Annotated in this window: 27 protein-coding genes and 2 pseudogenes; 10 read left to right on the top strand and 19 right to left on the bottom strand. The window is 36.6% G+C overall.

Annotated features, from left to right (window positions below; genetic code table 11):
- The first annotated feature begins 71 nt into the window (after positions 1-71).
- The 5 genes from JCM1039_RS08450 to JCM1039_RS08430 all read left to right on the top strand — a co-directional run bounded on the left by JCM1039_RS08450 (position 72) and on the right by JCM1039_RS08430 (position 2,783).
- Entirely contained in the window at positions 72-290 is a 219-nt protein-coding gene (locus JCM1039_RS08450) for a helix-turn-helix domain-containing protein (protein ID WP_025015419.1), read from the top strand.
- Between the two features lies 1 nt (position 291).
- Complete coding sequence (locus JCM1039_RS08445; RefSeq protein ID WP_025015418.1) at positions 292-1,044, top strand: hypothetical protein; 753 nt, start codon at positions 292-294, stop codon at positions 1,042-1,044.
- A gap of 14 nt (positions 1,045-1,058) precedes the next feature.
- Complete coding sequence (locus tag JCM1039_RS08440; RefSeq protein WP_025015417.1) at positions 1,059-1,394, top strand: hypothetical protein; 336 nt, start codon at positions 1,059-1,061, stop codon at positions 1,392-1,394.
- A 4-nt stretch (positions 1,395-1,398) separates the two neighbouring features.
- Positions 1,399-1,710 carry a DNA-packaging protein gene (locus JCM1039_RS08435; RefSeq protein WP_025015416.1) on the top strand — a complete coding sequence of 104 codons (312 nt, stop codon included), beginning with the start codon at positions 1,399-1,401 and terminating at the stop codon, positions 1,708-1,710.
- A gap of 140 nt (positions 1,711-1,850) precedes the next feature.
- The gene (locus tag JCM1039_RS08430) at positions 1,851-2,783 is read left to right on the top strand and encodes a hypothetical protein (RefSeq protein ID WP_056938223.1); all 933 of its coding nucleotides are present in this window, start codon (positions 1,851-1,853) and stop codon (positions 2,781-2,783) included.
- A gap of 1,139 nt (positions 2,784-3,922) precedes the next feature.
- On the opposite strand, the gene JCM1039_RS08425 is transcribed toward JCM1039_RS08430, so the two are convergent.
- The 5 genes and pseudogenes from JCM1039_RS08425 to JCM1039_RS08400 all read right to left on the bottom strand — a co-directional run bounded on the left by JCM1039_RS08425 (position 3,923) and on the right by JCM1039_RS08400 (position 8,669).
- On the bottom strand, positions 3,923-4,339 hold the full coding sequence (locus tag JCM1039_RS08425; protein ID WP_025015414.1) for an ArpU family phage packaging/lysis transcriptional regulator: 417 nt from the start codon (positions 4,337-4,339) through the stop codon (positions 3,923-3,925).
- Positions 4,340-4,778: 439 nt separating this feature from the next.
- On the bottom strand, positions 4,779-5,534 hold the full coding sequence (locus JCM1039_RS08420; protein ID WP_034533176.1) for a LiaF transmembrane domain-containing protein: 756 nt from the start codon (positions 5,532-5,534) through the stop codon (positions 4,779-4,781).
- Positions 5,534-5,998, bottom strand: a pseudogene (locus JCM1039_RS11340) (LytTR family DNA-binding domain-containing protein). The gene JCM1039_RS08420 and the pseudogene JCM1039_RS11340 overlap by 1 nt, the downstream one beginning before the upstream one ends.
- A gap of 99 nt (positions 5,999-6,097) precedes the next feature.
- On the bottom strand, positions 6,098-6,592 hold the full coding sequence (locus tag JCM1039_RS11335; RefSeq protein ID WP_034533175.1) for a hypothetical protein: 495 nt from the start codon (positions 6,590-6,592) through the stop codon (positions 6,098-6,100).
- Positions 6,593-6,719: 127 nt separating this feature from the next.
- Positions 6,720-8,669, bottom strand: coding sequence for a sucrose-specific PTS transporter subunit IIBC (locus JCM1039_RS08400; RefSeq protein ID WP_025015412.1), 1,950 nt, complete (start codon positions 8,667-8,669; stop codon positions 6,720-6,722).
- 244 nt (positions 8,670-8,913) lie between these two features.
- Between JCM1039_RS08400 and JCM1039_RS08395 the strand changes: the two genes are divergently transcribed.
- Together JCM1039_RS08395 and JCM1039_RS08390 are read left to right on the top strand one after the other, a co-directional pair.
- Positions 8,914-10,362, top strand: coding sequence for a sucrose-6-phosphate hydrolase (locus tag JCM1039_RS08395; RefSeq protein ID WP_025015411.1), 1,449 nt, complete (start codon positions 8,914-8,916; stop codon positions 10,360-10,362).
- Positions 10,363-10,377: 15 nt separating this feature from the next.
- Complete coding sequence (locus JCM1039_RS08390) at positions 10,378-11,364, top strand: LacI family DNA-binding transcriptional regulator (RefSeq protein WP_025015410.1); 987 nt, start codon at positions 10,378-10,380, stop codon at positions 11,362-11,364.
- A gap of 41 nt (positions 11,365-11,405) precedes the next feature.
- Here the strand turns inward: JCM1039_RS08390 and JCM1039_RS08385 are convergent, their stop codons facing one another.
- Positions 11,406-12,041: a redox-sensing transcriptional repressor Rex gene (locus JCM1039_RS08385; RefSeq protein WP_025015409.1), complete on the bottom strand. Its 636-nt coding sequence runs from the start codon at positions 12,039-12,041 to the stop codon at positions 11,406-11,408.
- Between the two features lie 185 nt (positions 12,042-12,226).
- On the opposite strand from JCM1039_RS08385, the pseudogene JCM1039_RS11330 reads away from it, so the two are divergent.
- The 3 genes and pseudogenes from JCM1039_RS11330 to JCM1039_RS08370 all read left to right on the top strand — a co-directional run bounded on the left by JCM1039_RS11330 (position 12,227) and on the right by JCM1039_RS08370 (position 17,317).
- A pseudogene (locus JCM1039_RS11330) lies at positions 12,227-14,142 on the top strand (ABC-F family ATP-binding cassette domain-containing protein).
- A 473-nt stretch (positions 14,143-14,615) separates the two neighbouring features.
- The gene (locus JCM1039_RS08375; RefSeq protein WP_025015408.1) at positions 14,616-15,848 is read left to right on the top strand and encodes an IS110 family RNA-guided transposase; all 1,233 of its coding nucleotides are present in this window, start codon (positions 14,616-14,618) and stop codon (positions 15,846-15,848) included.
- 245 nt (positions 15,849-16,093) lie between these two features.
- Positions 16,094-17,317 (top strand): IS110 family RNA-guided transposase, encoded by a 1,224-nt coding sequence (locus JCM1039_RS08370; RefSeq protein WP_025015407.1) that lies wholly within the window; start codon positions 16,094-16,096, stop codon positions 17,315-17,317.
- Positions 17,318-17,479: 162 nt separating this feature from the next.
- On the opposite strand, the gene tsaD is transcribed toward JCM1039_RS08370, so the two are convergent.
- The 13 genes from tsaD to JCM1039_RS08305 all read right to left on the bottom strand — a co-directional run bounded on the left by tsaD (position 17,480) and on the right by JCM1039_RS08305 (position 25,474).
- Positions 17,480-18,529, bottom strand: a complete 1,050-nt coding sequence (tsaD, locus tag JCM1039_RS08365) for a tRNA (adenosine(37)-N6)-threonylcarbamoyltransferase complex transferase subunit TsaD (protein ID WP_025015406.1) — start codon at positions 18,527-18,529, stop codon at positions 17,480-17,482.
- Positions 18,526-19,098 (bottom strand): ribosomal protein S18-alanine N-acetyltransferase, encoded by a 573-nt coding sequence (gene rimI / locus JCM1039_RS08360; RefSeq protein WP_013437208.1) that lies wholly within the window; start codon positions 19,096-19,098, stop codon positions 18,526-18,528. Before rimI ends, tsaD begins: the two co-directional genes overlap by 4 nt.
- Positions 19,082-19,816, bottom strand: coding sequence for a tRNA (adenosine(37)-N6)-threonylcarbamoyltransferase complex dimerization subunit type 1 TsaB (gene tsaB / locus JCM1039_RS08355; protein ID WP_025015405.1), 735 nt, complete (start codon positions 19,814-19,816; stop codon positions 19,082-19,084). Before tsaB ends, rimI begins: the two co-directional genes overlap by 17 nt.
- A 26-nt stretch (positions 19,817-19,842) precedes the next feature.
- On the bottom strand, positions 19,843-20,361 hold the full coding sequence (locus JCM1039_RS08350) for a folate family ECF transporter S component (RefSeq protein WP_025015404.1): 519 nt from the start codon (positions 20,359-20,361) through the stop codon (positions 19,843-19,845).
- Positions 20,362-20,415: 54 nt separating this feature from the next.
- Positions 20,416-21,150 (bottom strand): acyl-[acyl-carrier-protein] thioesterase, encoded by a 735-nt coding sequence (locus JCM1039_RS08345; RefSeq protein ID WP_025015403.1) that lies wholly within the window; start codon positions 21,148-21,150, stop codon positions 20,416-20,418.
- A gap of 6 nt (positions 21,151-21,156) precedes the next feature.
- A complete protein-coding gene (gene rsmI / locus JCM1039_RS08340; RefSeq protein WP_025015402.1) occupies positions 21,157-22,011 on the bottom strand; it encodes a 16S rRNA (cytidine(1402)-2'-O)-methyltransferase in 855 nt (284 codons plus the stop codon).
- Positions 22,012-22,362 carry a DNA replication initiation control protein YabA gene (gene yabA, locus JCM1039_RS08335; protein WP_013437203.1) on the bottom strand — a complete coding sequence of 117 codons (351 nt, stop codon included), beginning with the start codon at positions 22,360-22,362 and terminating at the stop codon, positions 22,012-22,014. It lies immediately after the preceding gene.
- A gap of 10 nt (positions 22,363-22,372) precedes the next feature.
- Positions 22,373-23,230, bottom strand: coding sequence for a DNA polymerase III delta subunit-related protein (locus JCM1039_RS08330; protein WP_025015401.1), 858 nt, complete (start codon positions 23,228-23,230; stop codon positions 22,373-22,375).
- On the bottom strand, positions 23,230-23,550 hold the full coding sequence (darA, locus tag JCM1039_RS08325) for a cyclic di-AMP receptor DarA (protein WP_025015400.1): 321 nt from the start codon (positions 23,548-23,550) through the stop codon (positions 23,230-23,232). Before darA ends, JCM1039_RS08330 begins: the two co-directional genes overlap by 1 nt.
- Before the next feature lie 11 nt (positions 23,551-23,561).
- Positions 23,562-24,200: a dTMP kinase gene (tmk, locus tag JCM1039_RS08320; RefSeq protein ID WP_025015399.1), complete on the bottom strand. Its 639-nt coding sequence runs from the start codon at positions 24,198-24,200 to the stop codon at positions 23,562-23,564.
- A gap of 102 nt (positions 24,201-24,302) precedes the next feature.
- Positions 24,303-24,539, bottom strand: coding sequence for a YaaL family protein (locus JCM1039_RS08315; RefSeq protein ID WP_025015398.1), 237 nt, complete (start codon positions 24,537-24,539; stop codon positions 24,303-24,305).
- Positions 24,539-25,138, bottom strand: a complete 600-nt coding sequence (gene recR / locus JCM1039_RS08310; RefSeq protein ID WP_025015397.1) for a recombination mediator RecR — start codon at positions 25,136-25,138, stop codon at positions 24,539-24,541. Before recR ends, JCM1039_RS08315 begins: the two co-directional genes overlap by 1 nt.
- Positions 25,139-25,474, bottom strand: a complete 336-nt coding sequence (locus JCM1039_RS08305) for a YbaB/EbfC family nucleoid-associated protein (protein WP_025015396.1) — start codon at positions 25,472-25,474, stop codon at positions 25,139-25,141.
- Between the last annotated feature and the right edge of the window lie 235 nt (positions 25,475-25,709).

Below are 25,709 nucleotides of genomic sequence, written 5' to 3'. Positions count from 1 at the left end.
CGTTCACATTATGTTAGCATATAATCTAAATGTAAATTGATAACAGTTTGTGAGCAAAAAGAGGCGAGAATATGAAATTATCAGAGCAACAAGTTACTGCCATCAAGCGCAAACGAGGTGAGTTAGACTTATCTATCACTAACCTTGCAAGCATTACTGGTGTTAGCAAATGGACGTTAATCGACATCTTCAAGCATGACCATAGAAACGTTACTTCAATCACTTTTAAGCGATTAAATGATTGGCTAGTCAAAGAATATAACCATGATCTTGTAAAGGAGGTGAACTAAATTGGAATCAATTCAAACAGAGTTAAACCTTTACGGCTTAACGTTCCCTGAACAAGAAATTGGACTGACAGAGCCTGAAAAAAAGGTGCTTAATCTGATTCCATTGGGCAAAGAAAATGCGGTATCAGGCTCTTATATTTGCAATCTGCTAGATATCAGCTCACGACATCTTACAGATCAAGCAAGAAGATTAAGGCTCAAACATTACGACGTTGGCAGTACTACATACGATGGCTATTATCGCTTTCTGAATCCAACGGAATACTTAAAGTTCATGAATATGCTTTCAAGAGAATTGACACGTAGTGAGCAAGTTATAGAGGCTATGAGGTTTACTCCGATGGCACAAAAAATAACCATTGATACCAATCAAATGGCTATTGTACAAAGTGGACTTGATTTTCATGGCTTAATTTCTCCTAATCGAGAAAACAAACTAAGTGAGTTAGAGAAACGACTGCTTAGTCTAATTCCATTGGGTAAAGAAAATATGCTGACATGCGCTTATATTGCCAATGCATTGGATATCTGTACACGCCACGTCAAGAAACTGATAAGAGAATTAAGGCTCAAACATTACGACGTTGGCAGTACTACCGACGGAGGCTATTACCAATTTCAAACTCCAATGGAATATTCAGAGTTCATGAACAAACTTTCAAAAGAACTAGCTCGAAGTAAGCAAGTCATGGAGGCTATGAGACTTACTCCAATGGCACGACAGATAGTAATTGAAACCAATCGGACAGCGTAGAAAGGAAAATCAACATGGAGAAAAGCAATAATCTTAAATTAAATGCATCAATCGAGAATGCGTTAAAGTCAAATCCAAAAGTCAAAGAATTGGCAAGCAGTAATCCTGAATTAGGTTCTTACTTAACTCAATTAGGCAATAACTTAAATGATGCCGTTGGTAGCATTTGCGAGGCTTATGGTGTCTTAGATCTTTTAGAAAAGAATATGTCTATCGGTAGTAATTACAAAGACGACATGACAAGCGAAGCCGATTCTATTAGAGCGGTACTAAAAATTCTTACCACATCAATGGAAAAGGTTTCAGATACAGTAGATTTAATGAGTTATGCAACGTTTAAGGAGGACTAAGACAATGCAATTTGTATTGGATGATGAACAGATAACAGAAATAAGAAAAGCGGTGTTTGCTGTTGTTCAGGACAGCATTAAACAAGTTGAAAACCAACGTCCCTACTTGAATCGCAAAGACATTGCAAAGTATTTTGGCGTTGCTGAATCAACTATCAGTTATTGGGCAAGTCTGGGCATGCCTGTCGCTGTCGTAGACGGTCGCAAGCTCTATGGCAAGCAATCTATAACTCAATGGCTAAAAGCTCACGAGACACGATTACAAGGGCAAGAAAAAAAGCTCGTAACTATTGGCGTAGCTACGAGCGGTAAGTAAAAATCATCCGAATAATTTTTACATTTAAGATTATAACAGTTTGTTGGCGCAGACGAGTTTGTCGAAAGATTTTAACCATAATTTCTTGTTATTGGCGTTCCACTATGGAGCGCTTTTTTATTAACGAAAGAAAGATAAAAATGGCAATTTCACTAAGTCAAAATAAAAATTCGAGCGTCTTATGTAAATACCCCGCTAGCCCTTTACTTTTTACACTTTCTGATGAAAATACTGCCAACGATTGTGAAATTAGTTTAGACGAAATTACAGTATCAGGAGACATCAATATCGACAAGTGTAAAGACAGATTAAGAGAAAATAATTGGATTCTGACGTCTGTAAGTAGAATTGATGGTCAACCTACTACATACAACCTGTTTAGAGATGCTGACAGCATTGCCACGCTATCAAAGAATAAATATTACTCTGATAGTTGGCGCATCGATACATCCAACCACCTGACAGCGCAGGAGAAACGGCAGATAACTAATATAACCAAGATATTCAATAAACCACGCATAACACGAATTGATATAGCTGTCGACTTCATTAATTTTGACGATGCAGGAATGATTTACACGCTCTATAGACCTCACACCAAGACGTTTTTCACGATTGGCGCAAATGGTAAGCTGGAATCAATTACAGCAGGAGTACGTAAGTCGAGGCAGGTTTATCGATACTATGACAAGTTGGTCGAGTTACAACAAAAACGAGTAACAGTGCCCGATTATATAAAGAATTGGGAACGTGCAGAGCTTCAACTACGACAGACAAAGACATATAACACGGTGCAAGATTGGGGCGACAGAGTGGTCAAGATGCTGAATTGCTTATCCTTGCCCGAAGTAACTAGGCTAGCGGTGCCCGATATCCGAGAGCGAGCAATGATAAACCAACTCTTACACCACCCCGACGAGTTCCAAAACGTCTCATCAAAGACAAGAGCAAAATACAGAAAGAAGATAAGAGAATTACATAAAAAAAGCACTCCAACTAGAATCAAGTTAGCAATGGAGGTGCTTCAAAACAGGAAAAACGATATTCAAAAAGAAATAAATTCATTCTTGTAGCCATTATACTAAAATGCCATGCAAGTAAAATACATTATTCAAGATAAGCGTACCAACTGGGCACGCTTATTTTTATTTCTTAGTTTCTTACGATAGTTTTATTGGACGCACCTGCCATGCTTTCATTAATTTCTTTGCTTAGTTTGTTTTACCGTGTCTGCTAAATGGCAAGAAACTAAGATAGCAAGCTCAATTTCTAAATCATGCAATTTTGTCGCTTATGGTCAACTTGAAAGCAAGATACAAGCTAGCACGATAAGCAGAAAGGCAATTTAACAACAGAGACAGATTACCAGCGTAGCTATAGCTACGGACGTGCCCAAAGATGCGTCCAATTTTGGATAGATGTTAAGCCGTACTATATGCTCTTATCAACCTGTCAAAACCTGTCCTGAACCTGAAAAAACCTGAACTATGATTCGTAATTAACTACCATCATGGCGGTTTTTCCAACGACGGAGAAATCAAGCATAATTAGCCAAAAAAGCTCGATAATCAAGCATGAAGACAAAAAGCGACTACGCAATTTTGCGCAGTCGAAGATAAGATACAAGCGTACCTAAAGTACGGTTGTTTCTAGCTCCGTACTTGAAGCAAGTACGCTGGTATCTATTGAATAAGGGCATCATTGAAACAGTGATACCCGCTTAAATTCCGTACGAAATTTAAGCAATACAATGAGGGCGTACTTATGAGTACACCTTGCAAGAGTAGTGAAACTCATTTTATTAGACAGATGCCCCCAATTTTGGGGACATGCATGCAATAACTCACTGTTTAAAATTCAGCAGTCAAAAGGCAGTAGCAAAACACGACACCCTCATCAACTGACTATTGAAAATTGGGCAGTGAAATCGATGTATACATTCCGTGTACAACAGGCAAGGTGCAAAATGACACGAAATTAGCCGATTATGTGCCGTTAAGCGTCGGATGCAAAACAGGCACGACGGTAAGCGACGACCGTATCTATGGATACACTTGCAAATACTCCGATTGCCCCCATTTTATCCCGTATCGAATCAACAAAAGAACCACCACAAAACCACTCATCAACAAGCATCAAGATAATAAAAAACTCACTATGCAATTTTACATAGTGAGAATTAATATCTTCAATCTTGACGAGATGCAACGGGCTAAGTTTGGCTTAGTTCGATTATCGAACCAACGCCCGACTTAATAGCATAGACATTGAAGCGCCCCGCAAACTCATCGACGGCTTGTCTCTTCAATACTGCATATCTGGAATGCTCATAGCCAACCTCTTTCATGGTTTCAATATTGCTTATTTCTTTCAAATAAACATCAATCAATATTGTCTTATATGGCTTTCTAGGCTCGTCTTTGCATTCATTGATTGCCGATGCTATGCAATATGCGATAGTTTCAGCTTGTATGATTCTTTGAGGATAGCTCTCATCATCGGATGGCTTTATATTACTAAGATTTTCGGGCATCAAGTCCAACGGCAATAATCCTGAAATGCTCAATATTCGATCAAAATATTTATTAAAAAACTTGTAAGCACTCACTACAACAGTTGTATTACTCATTGCTTCTTAACCTCGCTTTTCATATAAGAATATTTTACCTGATACTGGATAACTTTTCGTTATTGAGCCAATGAGGTGAGTTATTTTGATTCTAGCGAGTTTTAAAGGTAAATATGTATAATCATACTCAAATTATTAAAACGTCTTAGAGCGCTCAATAGAGGCATCCCTATAACTAAAAATGGCTTACCTCGTAATTGAGATAAGCCAAGACTATGAATAGTGATATCTATTTAATTATATCATTAAAATCCTTTGATAAACTCGTCTGCGTCGAAACAAATATTGCTCCTTATTTTGTTCCTTTTAATTGTAATTTCAAATAATTTTCTTTAATCACATAGCGCCAAAACATTGATAAATAAGCATTTAGGCGTTCTTACATTAACTCAATATACTAGCGTTACTTCTTTATAATGAGTGCTAATTTTGAATTTTCTTAATCTTTTACATGTTTAACAGTTAAATCTCCCATGGTATTTCTACCCTGTAAGATCAACTTTGTGCCAGTTCCTTTGCTGTGATCAATATCGACATCGCTCAAACTATTTTGCATATTATTTTCAACTTGCCAATCACTTGGAATATAAACATCAACATCACACATCGAAGTATTAATATTCATAATTACTTCATCCCCCGCAGCTTTGGCATCATCTAAATAAACGCTAACGTCTCCCATTGAAGAATCAATAGTAACTGTTTTCAAATTTTGCGAATGAATGTAACGTGAAGCTTCAGTCATCTTACCACTAATTACAACATTATCGTTATCAACGCCAAAACTATTATCAGTGATGACATTATCTGCTTTAAAATTCTTATTTATCAAGTCCGACAAATTTGCATTACCCTTTTTCCCATTAATGATGATCGTGGGCTTAAAACCATTTCTAAAAATCAAACTAATTCCGGCAGAAAACAGAATTGCCACAAGCAAAATGGTCCAAGGAGATAGTGCTGCAATATGAAGTGGCTTAGCGTAGACAATTACCAAAAAGACAATTGAGAAAATAGCTCCGTATAAATTCTTATTGATTACCGAGGTAATTAAACTAGCTACAAAAACTACTGTCCAAAAGATCGCCCAGAAACCTATCGTAAATGGTAATAAATGTAACTGGTCAATTACTAAGAACACGGCAGCTGCAATTAACCCAACGCCCCAGAAAATTCGACTCCACTTAGCTTTCATCAGTAAGTCCTTCTTTCGTTTAATTTATCTTTTAATTCGCGGTAGTAACGTCTAGAAACATAAACGGTTTTGTAAGAATGATGAAATTGAATCTGGCAATTAGAAATTGATTTAGTCAAAGCATAAATCTGATCTAAGTTAAGAATTGTTGATTTAGATACTCGCATAAATTGTCCGCCAAACAAATTTTCTAATTCATACAACTTATATTTCACAGCATAGCTATGATTTATAGTATGTGCCATTACCTGTTTATCAGCAGTTTCAAAGAATAGAATCTGATTTATATCGAGATAATATGCTTTGTCATCCTTTACTCCAGTAATTTGATCAAGATTAGATGATTCATCTTACAATTTACGATAAATTCGCTCTAGTTCTGGAGTAATTTTATTAGCTTTGATAATTACTTCCGATTCCTGGTTATCAGGATCAGTTTCTAATTTAACCTTCAATTTTTTCATCCCCTTCATTTCTATAATCCTATTAGACCGCGTTTTATTACGAAAAACTAGCCAATTTAACTAAGAGGTCACAAAATTGAAGTAAGCAGTCATTTTCTATCATGGAATTAACACAGTAACCAGTGCATCCCACATTCCTTCAACTAAGGTATAGGACAAATACTTTTTGTATGCTTTGCCAAAACTATCGTATTCAGAAATCTTATTGTGCTCTTCCTCAGTAAAGTAATACTTACCGTTTTTTCGACTGCGTAAAGTTCTAAGTAAAGCGACAATCATTCCTAAAAGGAAAAACGGAATAATTATCGCGATTACAAATAATATTCCTACCCAGCTCTGGAGTTTGTAATTGAATCCTAAAGCGGCTATCCAAATTAGATACATAATAAAAATTTTACCGCTAGAGAAAAAATTTGAGATTCTAACTTTTGCAGTTAACAAAATCGCTGGAATTATGGGTAAAACTGAAAAAATTAGTAAGGCAATGCCATAAATTCCTGAGATGTTTTTCACTCCACTCCAAAAAATAAAAATAATGCTCAAGATAATAGATAATATTAATAGTAGCCAGGATCTGTTTTTCTTTACGTTCATATCTTTCCCCCTTCTTTTTTTATTTTTTAGAATAGCACGAAAAATCGCCCAAGATTATTTCTTGAGTGATTTTCTTTATTTTGATCTATTTGTTTTTATTCATAGAGAAGGAATAAGATATCAACAATTAATTATGAGCAGTAACAGCGATTAACTTATCACCATGCTTGTCGCCTGCATCAGTAATACGTTGAACATTTGCATAGTTGGCAGTGTTAGTAATTACTACCATTACAGTAGTATCGTAGCCTGCCTTCTTGACAGCATCTAAGTCAACACTACCAAGTTTGTCACCCTTTTGAACACGTTGGCCTTGCTTTACAAAGCTTTCGAAGTATTCACCCTTAAGGTTTACAGTATCAAGACCGATGTGGATTAAAACTTCAGCACCATCATCTGACTTAATACCATATGCGTGCTTAGTTTCGTAAGCAATAGTTACAGTACCAGTTACTGGTGCGTAAATAGTACCATTACTTGGAATAACTGCAGCACCGTCACCCATCAACTTAGCTGAGAATACTGGATCGTTAACCTTAGTTAAGCTTTCTGGAGTACCGTCAACTGGTGAAGCAATAACTTCATCCTTTAATGATAATTGTTCTTTTGAAACTTTTTCTGCTTTTTGATTTTCTTCAGCTTGAGTAGTTGCGTCATTTACTGGTACGTCTTGACTTGCAACTTCTTCCTTCAAGTGCCCCTTACCGTAAACATAAGTAAGAATGAATGCAACTGCAAAACTGATTGCAACTGAGACAACCCACATTGGGATAGTCTTTGGATAAATTGAAAGGAATCCTAAGAAACCAGCTGAACCAAGAGCTGCAGCAGTTACGTGCATCAAGCCAGCAAATGCAGCAGCCACACCTGAACCAATTAAGGCACAGAAGAATGGGAACTTGTACTTCAAGTTAACACCGAAAAGTGCTGGTTCAGTAATACCAAGAAGTGCTGAAACACCTGATGAACTTGCCAAACCCTTCATCTTTTCGTTCTTAGTTAAGAAGTAAACTGCGAAAGTTGCGGCACCTTGTGCAACGTTAGCCATACATGCAGTAACGAAGATGAAGTCACCAGAACTTGCTGGGTTCTTAGCAAAGGCTGCCAAAAGTTGAGTTTCAACAGCTGGGAAACTTTGGTGAAGGCCAGTAGTAACAATTGCTGAGTAAGTAAGACCAAAGATACCCATACCCAAGGCACCAGTAGTGTTGTAAAGCCATACGATTGCATTAGTAATAGCGTCAGATACGCCCTTGAATACTGGTCCAATGATTGTGAAAGTCAAGAAACCAGTAATCATAATTGAAAGAAGTGGCGTAAAGGTAAAGTCAACTGCAGATGGTAAGTGCTTGTGGAAGAATTTTTCAAAAATTGATAATACCCAAACGGCTACTAAAACTGGAATAACTTGGTATTGGTAGTTGGTTTGAGCAACGTGCAAACCGAAGATGTTCCAGAAGTGGTTAGCACCTTGAAGTCCAGGTGTAGTCATAATCATACCGATTGTTGCACCTAAGAATTGGTTGGCACCAAACCGTTTAGCCGCCGACATACCAACTAGAATTGGCATGAAGATAAATGGAGCGGCTGACATTACCTGAATCATTTCTGACATTCCGGCAATGTTTGGAGCCATTTGAACAACTGACTTAGGACCAAATAGTCCTGGTGAAGTCAAGAAGTTGTTCAAAGCCATCAACAAACCACCAGCAACTAAGGCTGGAATAATTGGAACGAAGATGTCAGACAAAAGCTTAATGAAGTCCATGATTGGATTCTTCTTTTGGCCTTCAGCTGCTACCTTCTTTAAATCATCGGTTGATAATTCCTTAAGACCTGTGATTTTAATGAATTCGTCGTAAACGTCATTAACATCCCCTGGCCCAATAATAACTTGATATTGGCCATTAGTCTTAAAGGTGCCTTTAACATCTGGATCGTTGTCCAATGCTTTTTGGTCAACCTTTGAGTCATCTTTTAAAACTAAACGCAAACGAGTAGCACAGTGAGCACCAGCGATAATATTGTCGCGGCCCACGTCTTTAATTACTCGTTCAGCCACCTTTCTGTGGTCCATATTCATTTCCTCCCATGTAAACGCTTTATTATCATTTCACTAATTATGATAACGCATTCAAAAAATATGTCAATCGTTTGACATAAATTTCTATATTTTATTTTTACTTATAGTTTTTATTATGGATAAATAAGGCAGTATTATGGTAAATACCAATATGCAAAAATATGATAATCGTTTGACACCTTTTTTATAATCTACTAAAATATCATATAAAGACAACGCTTACATGGAGGCTTTTATTATGGAATGGACAAGAGAAAAACGTTACTTACCTTATAGTAAATGGGATGCCGATACTTTACTTCATTTGCAAGCACAAGCAGCCAATTCCCCTTACCAAATGCACTATCACTTACATCCAATTTCCGGGTTAATCAACGATCCAAATGGCTTTTCTTACTTTAATGGTGAATATCATCTTTTCTATCAATCATATCCATTTGGTGCTGTTCACGGCTTAAAGTCATGGGTTCACTTTAAATCATCAGATTTAGTTAACTGGGAAAGCCTAGGCTTAGCTGTTGAACCCGATACAATGGCTGATTCTCACGGGGCATACTCAGGTTCTGCTCGTGAAATTGACGGCAAATTATTCCTAATGTACACAGGTAACCACCGCGATGAAAATTGGGTTCGCATCCCTTACCAAGTTAGTGCTTGGATGGACAAAAATGGGAAGGTTGCTGATAAAACTATCTTATTTAAGAATCCTGACCACATTACTGAACACTTCCGCGACCCACAAATTTTAAAGCAAGACGACACCTACTACGCTATTTTGGGTGCACAAGACAAAGCTGAAAAACATGGTCATATTGATGTGTGGAAATCAAAGGATCTAAAGAATTGGGAAGAACTAGGCTTCTTAGACATGGGCACAGATGACTTAGGTTACATGATCGAATGTCCTAACATTGTTAGAGTCGATGGCCACGTTGTTGTAATTTTCTGCCCTCAAGGCTTAGACAAGAAGATTGCCGACTACGATGACATCTACCCTAACATGTACATCATTGCCGACGACATTGATTTTGAAAATCATAAATTAATCAATCCTGGTAAATTGCACAATTTGGACAAAGGCTTCGACGTTTACGCTACCCAAGCATTTAACGCACCTAATGGCAAAGTCTATGAAATCAGCTGGGTTGGTTTACCAGATACCACTTACCCAACCGATAATGAAAACTGGGCCAACTGCCTTAGTCAAGTCAAAGAATTATCTATCAAAGATGGTAAGTTAATGCAAAAACCTGTTTCTGCTATGCAAGCACTTCGTTACAATGAAAAAGAAATTTCAGACGAAAACAAAGCTAGTCAACAATATGAAGCTGAACTCACAATTAAAGCTGGTCAAAAAGGCAGTCTTTACCTTGCCGCAAACGATAATTTAACTAGCGGTCTTAAACTTGATTTCGACACTGAAAACGGGACTTTAATTCTTGATCGTTCTAACACTGGTCAAAAAGTTTCTGTCGATTATGGTGAAACTAGACAAGCTAACTTTGAAGCTAACACTGACTTAAAGTTAAACATCTTTATTGATCATTCATTAATTGAAATTTTCGTGAACGACGGCGAAGAAGTTTTAACCGGTCGTTATTTTGCAGATCAAAACAATACTAAACTCGCATTTGCACAAAAGACACACTATAATGGTAAATTATGGCAAATGAAAACTATTCTTTAGATTAAGGTGATATAGATGGCAGCTAAATTAAGCGATGTTGCCAAAGAAGCAGGTTGTTCAATTACTACGGTTTCACGTGTAATCAACAACCATGGCTATCTAAGTCAAAAAACCAAAGATAAAGTTTTTGCGGCAATGCGAAAGCTAAATTATCAACCCAATTCTGTTGCCCGCTCTCTTCAAGGCAAAAGAATGAATCTAGTTGGATTGATTTTCCCCGGTATTATTAATCCATTTTTTGCGGAACTAGTGCAAAACATCGAAGAAGAATTATTCAAAAAAGGCTACAAAGTTATCATGTGCAACGCTGGTCGTGATAAAGAAAAAGAGCATGAATATTTACGCATGCTCCAAGCCAATCAAGTTGATGGTATTATCGCAGGTGCACACAACTTGGGGATTGAAGAATATAAGCAATTAGGTTTGCCAATTGTTTCTTTTGACCGTAAGTTATCTGATAATGTCCCTATCATAAGTTGTGATAACTACCAAGGTATCAAATTAGCCATGCATGATTTAATTCAAGCCGGCTGTAAAAAGATTTACTTTTTGGGTAATGAACATAAAAAAGGCAATCCTACCGATGAACGATTGGATGCCTATCTCGATGAAGTGAAAAAGCATGACTTAAAACCACATATTCGTTCTGTCGCCTTTTCTGATTCTTCTAACATTAAAAATATGCAAATTCATGACATGTTAGTTGAAAAACATCCTGATGGCGTAGTTTGCACTGACGATTTAACTGCTATCTTGGTTTTACAAGAAGCTAAAAAATTAGGTATTAAAGTCCCTAAGGAATTAAAAGTAATCGGCTTTGATGGCACTAAATTGATTCAGACTTATCATTCTGAATTAACCACCATCGCCCAACCTATTCACGATATTGCTACATTATTAGTGGATTTGCTTTTAAAGCGAATTGCACATCCCGACGAAGAGCTAAAGCAAATGAACTACACATTGCCTGTAAAACTAATTAAAAGTGAAACGACCGCATAAAAAAACGACTGAGTTGAATCTCAGTCGTTTTTGTTTTGGCATTAATTTTCTTTATCGCTGTCTAAGAAGTAAATCAGCGTTTGCAATTCAGTTGCTAAATCCACGTTTTGTATACGAACATCAGCTGGAGCGGACAATCTAATTGGAGTAAAGTTCATAATCCCCTTTACCCCTGCATCTACCATTTCATCAGTTGTCTTTTGTGCTGCAGTTGAAGGAACAGTTAAAATTGCAATTGTGATTTGTTGGTCACTCAATTGTTGTTTCAAATCGTCCATATCATAAACGGGAACGCCGCTTAAGATACGACCAGTAATCTTTTTGTTAATATCAAAAGCACATGAAATTCTGATATTGTTACTACGTTTAAAGTTGTAATTTAACAAGGCACGGCCTAAGTTACCTACACCGATCAAAGCAACGTTAGTTAAAGTATCTTGGTTCAAAATCTTCTTAAAGAATGTAAGTAAGTTCTTAACGTCGTATCCATAGCCACGCTTACCTAATGCGCCAAAATATGAAAAGTCTCTTCTAATTGAGGCACTATCAACTTGAACAGCTTCTGACAATTCAGTTGATGAAACCTTATCTTTGCCTTCTTCATTCAAGATAAGTAAATAACGGTAATATAATGGTAATCTTTTGGCTGTTGCCTTTGGAATCTTTATTTTTTCCATTTGAAGCCCTCCAAACTTATTTCATGTTTGTGAATGTACAATCAAGCACTACTATCATAACTGTTATTATACCATTTGCGCAAGTATCTTTTTCACAAATATATACTTTTTCACATATTGAGCTTGAGAAAACAAGTAATATTAGACTTGAAGCGTATGGTAAAATAATGATTAGGTGAAAAATTATGATTATTGCACAAGGACACGATTTAGAACAACAATTTGGTGCCAACACGTTATTTAAGAACGTTACTTTTTCAATCGATTCAAATGCAAGAATCGGCTTAGTTGGCCCTAATGGGGTTGGTAAAACTACCCTATTAAAAATTATGACAGGTGAACAAGAACCTACTCGTGGTGAATTTACTGTTAATAAAGGTATCGATGTAGGTTATATCGCCCAGGAAAATGCTTTAGATGAAGCCAAAACCATTTGGGATGAAATGGAATCCGTTTTTGCCTCTTTAATCAAGGAAGGCAAAACATTAACCAATATGCAACAACAAATTGCAGACCATCCTGAAGATCAAGAATTACTAAAGCAATACGATCAAAAACAATTCAACTTTGAACAAAAAGGCGGCTACACTTACCAATCAGATATCAAGAGTATTCTTAACGGTTTTAAGTTTCCTGAAGATACCTGGCAAAAGCGCATTGGCAGTTTATCTGGTGGTGAAAAAACTAGATTAGCCTTCGTTAAATTGCTTTTACGTAAACCTGCCCTGCTCTTGCTAGACGAACCTACTAACTACTTGGATCTAGATACGCTTGATTGGCTGGAAGGCTTTTTAAAGAATTACAGCGGCGCCATTTTAGTAGTATCCCACGACCAGTACTTCTTGGATCATTTGGCAACGCAAATTTTTGAATTGCAATTCGGCAAACTTACTACCTTCAAAGGCAATTATTCTGCTACGTAATGCAGCGTGAACAGCGTGATAAGGATCAAGAAGCTGCTTACGAAAAGCAACAAGCCGAAATCAAAAAGGACGAGGAATTTATCCAAAAGAACTTGGTTCGTGCCACAACTACTAAGAGAGCACAAAGTCGACGCAAGAAGCTAGAAAAGATCGACCGAATCAAACCACCTAAGCATAAAAACAAGGTACGCATTCATTTTAGTAGCGAACGTCCATCAGGTAAGGAAGTTTTGATTCTTAACGATTTAACCATTGGTTATCCTGATAAAACAATGGTTAACGATATCTCTTTTCAAGTAAACAAGGGAGATCGTGTTGCCGTCATTGGACCAAACGGAATTGGTAAGTCTACTTTGCTTAAGACAATCATGAAGCAACTTAAGCCCCAAGGTGGTTCAATCAAATACGGTGCTTCTTTGGATATTGGTTACTATGACCAGGAATTACAAGGACTAGATCCATCCAAGACTGTTTTGGATACCGTTTGGGATCGTCACAAGACTATGCCAGAACGTGATGTCCGTTCAATTTTAGCTAGTTTCCTATTCACAGCTAAGGATATCGATAAAACAGTTGGTCAATTATCCGGTGGTCAAAAAGCTCGTCTAACTTTGACTGTCTTGTCACTTGAACACGACAACTTCTTACTAATGGACGAACCAACCAACCATTTGGACATTGAAGCAAAAGAAGTTCTTGAAAAAGCATTGAAAGACTTTGATGGTACTTTGCTCTTCGTATCCCACGATCGTTACTTCATTAACCAACTTGCTAACAAGATCGTTTCAGTCAGAGATGGTCATGCCAAAATTTATAATGGTAACTATTCTTACTATCTTGATGAAAAAGCAAAACAAGCAAGTGCTGCCAATGCAGAGACTGAAGATGCAGAACCTGTAAAGGCAGTCAGTGAACAAAAGCTTTCTTATCAAGAACAAAAACAACGTGATTCGCAAAAGAGAAAGTTGCAACGCGCCATTGATCAAGCAGAAAAAGAAATTGAAGATTTAGAAGCTCAAGAAAAAGACATTCAAAATGAAATGGCCAATCCAGAAATTGCTTCTAACTTTGATAAATTAGGACCTCTTCAAGAACAGCTGGACGAGATTCAAAAGAAATTGGATACTGCCAATAATAATTGGGAAAAGGCTATTGAAGAGTTAGATAATTTCGAATAAACGATATAAAAAACATTCTAAGCTTAATAGTGAATTGCCTATCCGACGGGATAGCTGATTCACTATTTTTTGTTCTAGCCGTAGAATTTGAAATAGTAGTAAAACTATATGTCACGGGCTTTTAGATGCTTGACGTCGTATAAAAAAACTGGCAGTTTCACTGAGAAATTATGCAATCTCTTCGAAGAATGTGGACATTTAATGTCGGGTTTAGAAACATACTAACCTAAGTATTGGGTTGAAGTTCGACGGAACTTTAATCAAATACTTTATTTTTATCTAAAATAAAGGTGAAGATAAAGCATAAAGTCATATCTAATTTAAGGCAAAAAATGTCGTTTTAGAAACAGGCTGCTTTACCGACTATTTAGAAGTCTCTTCGAAGTATGCAGGCACTTGATGCCGGGTTTAGAAAATAAGAATTAAATAGTTCGATAAGGTATTTTATCTTTAAAACTTTGGGAGGTTCAATCATGGAAAATTGTAAAGTGATTGTTGGCATTGATGTTAGCAGTAAGGACTCTACTGTCTGCGTTCTAATGGATAAAGTTAGGCAGGGTAAGACATTTAAAATAAGCAATGACATGGTCGGCTTCCAGCAGCTTTATAAAAGATTACGTCTTTACTCTGTCATTCCTTTGATAGTCTTTGAATCAACAGGAGTATATTCTTTGAGCTTGCAGGCTTTTTTAGAGAAGAAGCATATTCAATATCTAAAGCTTAATCCTTTGAAAGCTAAAAAGCTGATGGATAATAACCTTCGTCATAATAAGACCGATCAAGTTGACGCTTATCGTCTAGCTCTGATACAGTTTAATGCTCCACAGAAGCTACTTAAGCCTCAGTCTCGGGCATACCATGAAATGCAAAATGCAAGCAGATACTATGAAGAATTGAATAAAGCTATGGTTGTTGCCAAGAATCAGCTTCATCGTAATCTGCAGACAACTTTCCCACAAATTGAAAATCTCATGTGTCATCCTACAGGTAAAATTTATTGGTCAGTAGTTGCCTTATTTCCGCATGCACAAGCTGTTTTAGATAGTAACAAGGAACATATTTTGGGCGAATTAGAAACTATATCGGGATTAAGCCAGAAAAAAGCCGAATACCTTACGCAACGCTTAATCTCTTTGGCTCGATTAACTTGTGCCTATGACAATAAGGATAGTATTGTTATCCGTGCTATTCAAAGAAATATTGCCAGTCTTTTTTCTCTTGATCAGGAGAAAAAGGAAGCACTGGCCTACCTGTATAAATTAGCCAGTAAAAATCAGGCTGATACCCGTATATTAACCATTTATCAAAGCATTCCTGGTATTGCCAAAACAACAGCCTTAAGATTATTGGCTGAATTAGGTGATTTAAGACGATTTGACAGTCCTAACCAAATTGATGCTTTTATCGGCATTGATCCTGGCATCTATCAGTCTGGTGAATTAGACAGTCATTTAAGTATTACCAAACACGGCAATTCAATTGCCAGAAAGATCATGTATTTAAGTATCGGTCAAATGGAATCAGTAAAGACTACCCAGCCCTGTCATATTACTGACTATTATGATAGAAAAAAATCTTCTCAAAGCCGCGGCTTCAAGAAGATTGCCATTGCATCAGTACATAAACTAATTCGAACCATGTATGCACTGGTTACAAAGAATCAATTATATGATTACAACGTAGCCACTAGGAATCAAAGACTTTAGTTGAAATCAAATAATCACTTTCAGTATAACAACCTATGAAAAAACTACAAGAATTCATAGGCTTCTTTGTGTTACCTAATAAATATGCACTAAACTTTTATTTAATCTTTTCAGCTTTATTCGCACCATTATTTTTAAGAAAATATCTAAATTAAACGTTGATAATACTTGAATTAAAGTAGAAAAATTAGATCCTGATTTCTTAAGTAAAATAGCTTTACTGCTATATTTAGGAGGTTTTATAAATGAAAGTTATCTTTGGCATTGATGTAAGCAAGAGTACATCAACTGTTTGTGAATTAATCAATGATAGTAAATCTATTACAACAATTACTAATGATCGGCCTGGTTTCTTAGAACTGCTCAATGATCTGAAAGCTTTCACTCAACATCCTCAAATTATTTTCGAAGCCACCGGCGTATATTCAAGAAGACTGCAGACTTTCTTAGATGATTATGGCTACGAATATGTAGTTCTGAATCCATTAAAGGCTAAGAAAGAGATGGATTTAGGGCTTAGACATAATAAAACTGATAGAACGGATGCTTATCACTTAGCTTTAATTCAAAGGCTATATCATCATCCAGTTAGTCAACTGCAAGCTGAGCAATATCATCAATTAAATGCTCTAAGTCGTTTTTATGATCAATTGACCAGTGATATTGTAATGGCTAAAAACCGGCTTCATAAAGTTTTACAATTTACTTTTCCAGAGCTTGAACAATTATTTAACACGGCTAAAGGCTTCAATTATTGGTCAATTGTTAAAATGTATCCTCACTGTGAGATAGTAAATGATCTAACAGAACTTGAAATCTACACCAAACTTATAAAATTGCCAGGATTTCAAGTTAAAAAGGCTAATAAATTTACTTTAAAGTTAATTGCTCTATCTCAAAAGACTTATCCTGTAGCTCCCTGTAAAAGCGTTGAATCTGATAAGGTAAGATACTATACTCAACGTTTAATAGATTTGAATAAGCGAAGACAAAACCTAGTAAATCAGATGGTAAGGCTAGCTAAAAGCTTGCCTAATCGTGACTTGGAGATATTAGAAAGTATTCCAGGTATTGCTCAAACTACTGCAGTAAGGATACTGGGAGAATTAGGAGACTTGCGTAGATTTAGTAATCCTAACAAAATCAATGCTTTTATTGGAATTAATCCGGGACGTTATCAATCTGGTGAAATGGACGCCAGTTTAAGCATTACTAAGCATGGTAATACCGTAGCACGTAAGATTCTTTATCGGGCTATCGGCCAAATCGACCAGGCAGCTAAAACACAGCACTGTTATATAGCTGATTACTATGAAAACAAAAAGCTATCCTCTCAAACCAAAGGGTTCAAAAAGATAGCTATTGCCTCTATACACAAACTAATCAGGACTATGTATGCGCTGATCAGTAATGATCAACTATATGATTACGACGTAGCCAAACATAATCAAAAAAGACTTTTATCGTAATTAATCGATCAAATTTATTATACTCTTCTAGCTTATTAAAAGATTATTTTAATAATTATTTGCTTTTCAAAAATAAAAGCCAAATACCTTATGGTACTTGACTTTACGTAGAAAATAGAACTGTTCGTTGAACAGTTCTATTTTTTGCTTTTGTTTTCTAAATTAATTTAACATGCTTTTAGCATATGGTAATTCCAATGATGGATCAGCATTCAAAGTCAAATCAGCAAATTGACCATCGTTGTAAAGGTTATATGCGGCAGCACCGATCATTGCGGCATTATCACCACAAAGCTTAATGTCAGGCAAGATAACCTTAGGTTGGTCTTGCTTAGGCAACTTAGCAATTTCAGCACTCATGCGGTCACGTAAACCATGGTTTGCGGCAACCCCACCGCCCATAATGAAGGTCTTAGGTTTGTATTGCTTAATTGCACGGATAGTCTTATGAGCAAGTACATCAATAACTGCGGCTTGGAAACTTGCGGCCAAATCATACTTGTTCAACTTTTCATGAATTTGATCTGCATGGTGACAAGTATTAATGAAAGCAGACTTAAGACCAGAGAATGAGAAGTCATAGTCATCATCTTCCATCATTGCACGTGGAAAGTTAAAGGTATCTTTACCCTCATGTGCCCATGCATCAATTGTCTTACCAGCTGGATAATTTACGCCAAGAACACGACCGATCTTGTCGTAAGCTTCACCAGCAGCGTCATCACGAGTATCACCGATAATCTCAAAGTGAACTGGATCTTTCAATAAAACAATTTCGGTATGTCCACCAGATACTTGCAAAGCAAGGGCTGGGTATTCGATCTCATCCTTCAATTGAGCAGCCATAATGTGACCCATAATGTGGTCAACACCGATTAAAGGAATACCGGTAGCCATTGAAGCAGCCTTAGCTGCACTAACACCAATTAAAAGTGCACCAACTAAGCCTGGACCATAAGTTACGGCAATTGCATCGATATCTTTCCAAGCACAATTTGCTTCACTTAAAGCTTCTTTAGTAATTTGGCTAATTACTTCAATATGGTGACGACTGGCAACCTCTGGCACTACCCCGCCAAAACGTTGGTGACTTTTGATTTGGGTTGCAACGATCAAACTCTCAATGTCACGTCCATTTTTAATCACGGCAGTGGAAGTTTCATCACATGAACTTTCGTAAGCTAAAATGCGAACATCTTTCTTTTCACTCAAAACGTAAACTTCTTTCTTTTAATCTGATGTGGCTTCAACCATAACACCATATTCATGGCATCAGTATGCGTATCTTGATAATAATCTTTACGAATAAAATTCCCCTTAAAACCTAATGATTGATACAATCTTTGAGCAATTTCATTATCGGTTTTAACTTCTAAAGTTACACTATCACTATCATTTTCACGAGCACGATCGATCATCATTTGCATTAAATAGCGACCAATGTGTTGATGTTGATAAGCTGGTGCAACTGCAATATTAGTAATATGAGTTTCTTCAGGACTAAAGCGTGCCCCGATAAAGGCAACCAAAGTAGACGCTTGATAAACAACTAAATAAAGAGAATTGCGTCTTTTTCTTAATTCAGTTTCAAAAGAGAATTTATTCCAAGGTGTTCGACCCGAATATACTTGTTCTTCCAAAACCAATAAATCAGGAATATTATCATCTGTTGCTTGCATTATCTGCAAAATATTACCATTCACGTTTGCCATAAATGGCGTAAAACTCATATCAATTCGATTAATTTGTGGATGGAAAAATTGATTAAACTTCTTCAACATAATGACTGTCAGGCTCGAATGGTTTGCCTGTCTTCTTATGCCAATCAACTTCCGCTTGAGTTCTGCGTAAGTAGCGTGGCAATAACTTGTCAGGATCAATTGGAGTAGCTGAAACAGCTAACTTGCCAATTAAACCGGCACGAATTACATTTTGATCATCATCACCGTATTCATAAGAAATATTTAAAGCCTTGATCTTTTCATCTTGCTTTTCAAGACCTGATCCTACGAATACGATCTTCTTTACTTCATTTTCAGCGGCATATTCTTGAATAGCCTTAATTAAAGCATCAATGTTGTAGTGACCATCTGGAATTACATTTTCTGGAATATCACCGCTCTTGTAACCACCAGCAAAGTAGTTATCGTTTCTCGCATCAAGACCAGCGATGACGAGTGCATCCCCAGCAACACCCTTAGCCAAAGCTTGCAAAGTTGAAATGCCAACTACTTCTTTGTCTAAAATACTGGCAAACATCTTAACAGTTGTAATCCCAATTCTTAATCCAGTATATGAACCAGGTCCAATTGCGACTGCAAAGCGATCAATATCTTTTAAAGTTAATTTGTTTTCTTTTAAAATTTCGTCAATTAATGGATCAAGATGTTCACTGTGATTGCGTTCATCTCGTTCATTTTTTTCAACAATTACTTGTTGACCTTCATTTAAAGCTATGCTCAAATGATTAGTAGCTGTAGAAACACTTAAGATTTTCATTACTATTATTCTCTTTCCGCTTTAAATCATTTTTTTACTTTAACACGAGAAACAGCTTGCAATACAAAGTAGATTACTACCATTTGAATCCATGGTACGATCGTTTCTTTAGGTAAGCGCTGAATCAAAGCCGCTTTAAAATCTAGATTGTACATAATGTGCAGCCATAATGTATTCATGCCAATGTTTACGATAAGTGTAACCAAAATGGTTGAAGCGATTATCCGCCAAATTTTAACTGGCTTATCATACAAAAACAAAGCATAAATCAATGGTCCAGCCATAGCAGTTAGAGTAAAACCAATAAAGAAGCCACCTTGATTACCAAAAATTGCTGAACTAACTAAGTCGCTAATTCCGCCTCCAATAGTTCCCCAAACTGGGCCAAAAAAGTAGCCTAGTAATACACTCCCAATAAAACCTAGGCCTACCTTAACAGTAATTGGTCCAAATGAAAATTGTCCAAGGATAATTTTCATTGCCACAACGATCCCTAAAAAGATCATTTGTTGTAAATTAGTTCGTAAAATTTTCTTAACACTCATTTGCTGTCCTCCCTCGACAAAAAAAGCATGACCCAAGTGTCATGTTTTTATCTATTATATCTTACGCCATTTTAATTCACAAACCGCTTGCTCAGTTCCATCATCAGTCTTGATGGCATGATATGAGGTAATCTCATCATCCTGAACTAAAGTCATGCAAGAATGCACATTTTTTCCGTAATGTACTTCTTTATCAAATTTAATATCAATGGCACTAATTTCATGATCTTTCAAAAAATCACGGTCCAGCATATCAATAAACCAACTGAAGTAATGACTGTTAGTTACATGATGGTTAGTGTCTAAATCATCGTAACGCGCACGGTATACTCGCTCATGATCGTATTCTTCTTGTGGTCGCAGGCGAGGAAAACGGGGCATCTTTTTAAGTAGCGGCACCCCCCAATCTTCCATCATTTTTAAATCAGTAGGAACCATGTGACGTTTCTTCAAATCTAGCATCACCCATTGGCTCTTTACATCAGCTAACGAATTACCTGCTTCATCGTCTACGCCAAAATCACGATATTCAAAAAAGCGATTATAGCCGCTAGCTATCGTACTCAATTTCACCTTGTCTTCGGGCTTAGGCAATTGGTTAATATCAAAGCGGTATTGCGTAACTACCCAGCCTAATCCGCGCTTTAATAAATCGTCTGTACCGGCACCACTTTGATCTAATTGGTGTTCTGAAGTCTGCATTAAGAGATCTACTAAGGCCGGTATCTTCAAGCGACGATTTTCATCACAATCTTTAAATTCGATTTGATAGTCTTCAGTATATTTCATTAGTAATTACCTTTGATGATATTGGTCATACAATTCATTCTTAGAAACGCTGTGCTCCTTGGCAACTTGCTTAATCGCATCTTTTTTGGATTCGCCCTTGTCTACTAAATCGTTTACTAAATCAATCAATTCTGGCCAAGATAATTGTTTAAGTGCTTCAGTATTTGGTGAAATCAAGATAACGAATTCGCCTCGTGGTGCATTTTCACTGAAATACTCAGTTACTTCTTTAACCGTGCCACGAATAAATTCTTCGTGAATTTTAGTTAATTCTCGTGCCGCCACAATTTGTCGATCCGCTGGTAAAACAGTGCTTAAATTCTTTAAGGTCTTAGCTAAACGGTGAGGTGCTTCATAAAAGATTGAGGTAGCCTTAGCTTCTTCCATTTGTTTAAAGTATGGCTTTTGTTCGGATGATTTTCTTGGTAAAAAGCCGTAGTAAGTAAATGGCTGAGCATCAAAGCCTGAAGCAATCAAAGCTGTTGCAAAGGCAGATGGACCTGGAAGAGGTACTACTGGAATATCATTTTTAATACATTCTTGAACCAAAATATAGCCTGGATCAGAAATTACCGGCATCCCCGCATCACTAATTTCCGCAATTACGGCCCCATCCTTCATCAACTTGATTAATTCAGGAGCACGTTCTTTAGAGTTATATTTGTGAAACGAGATCATTTTATTGTGGACACCAATTTTTTCTAGCAAAATGCCACTCGTTCTCGTATCTTCTGCAGCAATATAATCGGCATCGGTTAATACCTTTTTTGCTCGAATAGTAATATCTTTCAAATTACCAATTGGTGTAGGTACTAAATAAAGTTTTCCTTCATCTTTGGCATAGCTGCTTTGACGTTTCATTTATCTACCGTCCTTTTTAATACCCTTTTTTTCGCCAAAATTGTCTAAGATATCAAGACAGAACATACAATCTGCACTAGGATCACGGTGAGAACCATAATACATATTGCAGATATGATAGCCTGAATCATAAATCTTCTTCAGTGATTCTAATCCACTTTGCGTTTTAGTTTCAGGTGCTGCTTGATTTGCGGTTAATTTATCTAACTTTTCATGCAATAGTTGATTTTCAACCTTCAGCTCAGTATTTTCTTTTAATGTATCTAAAATATCATTTTCAAGACTTGCAATAGTCTTAGCCATATTTTCTGTAGTTTCTTTTACCTTTTTTAATTTTGAATATGGATCCAACTTAAAACACCTACTTCCATTCTAGAGCAAGATAATCTAACGAATTACGTAGACTAACATTACTCAACCGCATTTTGTCTACCTCAATTAAATTCTTGAGCATCTGAGCAGCCATTTCCATCTTTCGTGGATCGTTCAGATCGTGTTCAGCCAGCAGCTTTAACCTGACCAAAATGTAACGTTGCTCTGATCCCAGCTTAGCATTTTCGGATAATTTATGCGCGCTAACTAACGCTAAGCTATTATGCTCAAGCATTTCTTGATAGAAATATTTGATTTCCTGATCTCTTTTTTCTAAATTGCCTAATTCATCAATTTCATCTTTAGAAAAACCATTTTCAAGTAACATTGCAGTTTTGCCACTAGGCTTTTCACCATTATCAAAATTGATGATTTGTGTTCTTGAACGAACCGTTGGTAAGATTTGGTCACTATTATTAGTAATTAAAATCGTAACAACCGGTGCAACTGGCTCTTCTAGCAGATTAAGCAAGCCGTTAGCAGCAGATAAAGTTAATTTTTGTGCTTCATTAATAAAGAAGAAACGACGACTGCTTTCAACTGGACTCTTAGCTAGTTCTTCTTTCAGCGGTCTTACTTGATCTATTCCTAGAGTTTGTTTACCCTCAGGACCCACAAGCAAAACATCTGGGTGATTACCTGACAATATCTGTCTACAATTTTGGCAAGTACCATCAGGTTTATTCTCACCAGTGCAGTTAAACAAGCATGCTAACCAATAAGCTGTGTTAAGTGCACGACTTTCATCACTATCAACAAAAAGATAACTATGAGCTAATCTCTTTTGCTCATATGCTCGGCGTAAAAACTGGGTTTGTTTAGTACCCACATTTGTAATATCAATCATTAGAATCGTTTAAACTCATCAACTGGGACAACAAAGCAAGTTGCACCACCAACCGTAATCTTTAATGGTTGAGTAATCTCATATCCAGTAGAAAGCATGTGTGGTGTTGCAATCTCTTCTCTTGCCCGAGATTCTTGCTTAATTATCTTTAAAACATCGTCTACTTTTTCATCTTCACAACCAATTAAAAAAGTTGTGTTTCCTTGACTCAGGAAGCCACCGGAAGTTGCTAGTTTAGTAGCACGAAAATCATTTTGGACAAATGCTCTTTGTAAATTATTTGAATCTTCTTTTTGAACAATAGCGATTACTAATTTCATCTAATCAGTCCTTAAAATATCTCCGGCATTCGCTGCTTTAATGTTGCAATTACTTGATCTACAACTTGGTCAATTGGTTGAGTTCCATCAATAGTCACAAAGCGTTCTGGATACATCTCTTTTACCTTTAAAAAGCCTTGGTAGACTTTCTTGTGAAAAGATAAGTTTTCTTGCTCTAAGCGATCTTCGTGACCTGGGCGCAATTTTTCAATTCGGCGCAGACCAATTTCAGGAGCAACATCGATAAAGAAAGTTAAATCTGGATCTAACTTGTTTGTAGCAAAATCATTTATTTGCTTTACTTCTTTAATACCTAAGTCGCGTCCTTCACCTTGATAAGCTAAAGAACTATCAACAAAACGATCTGAAAAAACAATTTTGCCTGCTTTAAGTGCTGGTCTGATTATCTCTTCTACGTGTTGACTTCTTGCTGCAGCATACAAAAGTGCTTCAGTTTTTGCATCCATTTTATCATTGGTTGGATCCAAAATAATATCACGAATCTTTTCCGCAATCGTTGATCCACCAGGTTCACGTGTCACAAGATATTGTGGTTTAAGCTGTGGACCTATTTTAGCCAATACTTCCTTTAAAACTGTGCTTTTTCCTGCGCCATCTGGGCCTTCGAAACTAACAAAATAACCTGTCATAAAATCCTCCATAGGTCTATTTTACAGAAGTTTCATAGAGATTAACAGCCCCAGTCTTTTTTTATTAAGCAAAATAAAAAAGCCCCAAAATTGGAGCTAATTTTATTGAGTAATCGCATTAGTGATACCACTAAATCTTGTGCCTCGATGACGAGCTTCATTATACAAAAAAGTATACTTGGCTCTTAAAATCTTACCTTGAATATAATTATCATCTGATAAATCCAAAGTAGTTTTATCTAAATCTTGCTCTAAAGCAATTTGATTTTGCAATTTTTCAATCTCGGAGACCAGTTTTTGATCGCCGAGTTCTTTGATTTTATCTCTTTTTCTAGCCATTATAGAGTCGTTCTTCCTTGTACTGCCCGTTTCAAAGTAATTGAATTGGCATATTCAATATCGCTACCTACAGATAAACCTGCAGCCAAACGAGTAACTTTAATACCTGCCGGTTTAATCAACTTGCTAATATACATTGCAGTTGATTCACCTTCAGGAGTGGAATTAAGAGCCAGAATTACTTCTTTAACTTCATCGTGCTTTTGCAAACGAGTAATTAAAGACTTAATATTAATTTCTTCTGGACCAATTCCATCCATTGGTGATAATACGCCGTGAAGCACATGATATAAGCCACTGTATTCGCCCATATCTTCGAAAGCCATTACGTCCTTAGGCTGTTCAACCACCATAATAGTTGTTTGATCACGATTAGGGTTAGAACAAATATCACAGATATCTTTTTCAGTAATATTGCCACAAATTGGACATTGATGGATATCTTTTTTCACTTGAATTAATGCTTTAGAAAAATCTTCTACATCTTCTTGAGGCATATCCATTGTGTAAAAAGCTAATCTGGTAGCAGTTTTTTCACCAATGCCTGGAAGCTTCATATAAGCATCAATTAAATGAGCTATTGGTAATGGATATTGCAATTACATCAAGCCTTTCGTGTACTTGCCTAAACTTGCTTGGGTTGCTTCATCGATTTGAGCTAAGCCTTTGTTGACAGCATCGATCACTAAATCTTGCAACATATCTGGATCATCTGGGTCGATTGCTTCTTTATCAATCTTAAGATCTTTAAGCTTACGGTCACCAGTAAATGTAGCAACTACCATATCATCTGCTGACTTACCGGTAAATTCTTGAGCGGTAATGTTTTCTTGTTCTTCTGCCATTTGAGCTTGCAATTTCTTTGCTTGCTTCATCATTTGTTGCATGTTCATGCCGCCCATGCCCATACCGCCGAAATTAGGTCTTCTACTCATAGTTTTTATCTGCTATATAAAACATAGAAATATGTAGAAGAATATGAATTTCCTACATATCAGAAAGATATATTTTTCCTTTCTTTGTTTCATTTATTATCGTCTTCACTAGTATTCTGATATTCCAAATAGGAGTAATCACATTGACTAGCTCTTACAGCTTAAGGACCTAGCCAGCCCTGTTTATTTTCTTTATTTTGCCAAAGCTAAAAGATTTAAAACCGCATTTTCATCG

This window comes from Lactobacillus kitasatonis DSM 16761 = JCM 1039 (assembly GCF_000615285.1).
Taxonomy (GTDB): Bacteria; Bacillota; Bacilli; order Lactobacillales; family Lactobacillaceae; genus Lactobacillus; species Lactobacillus kitasatonis.
This window is presented reverse-complemented; position numbering and strand designations above follow the sequence as displayed.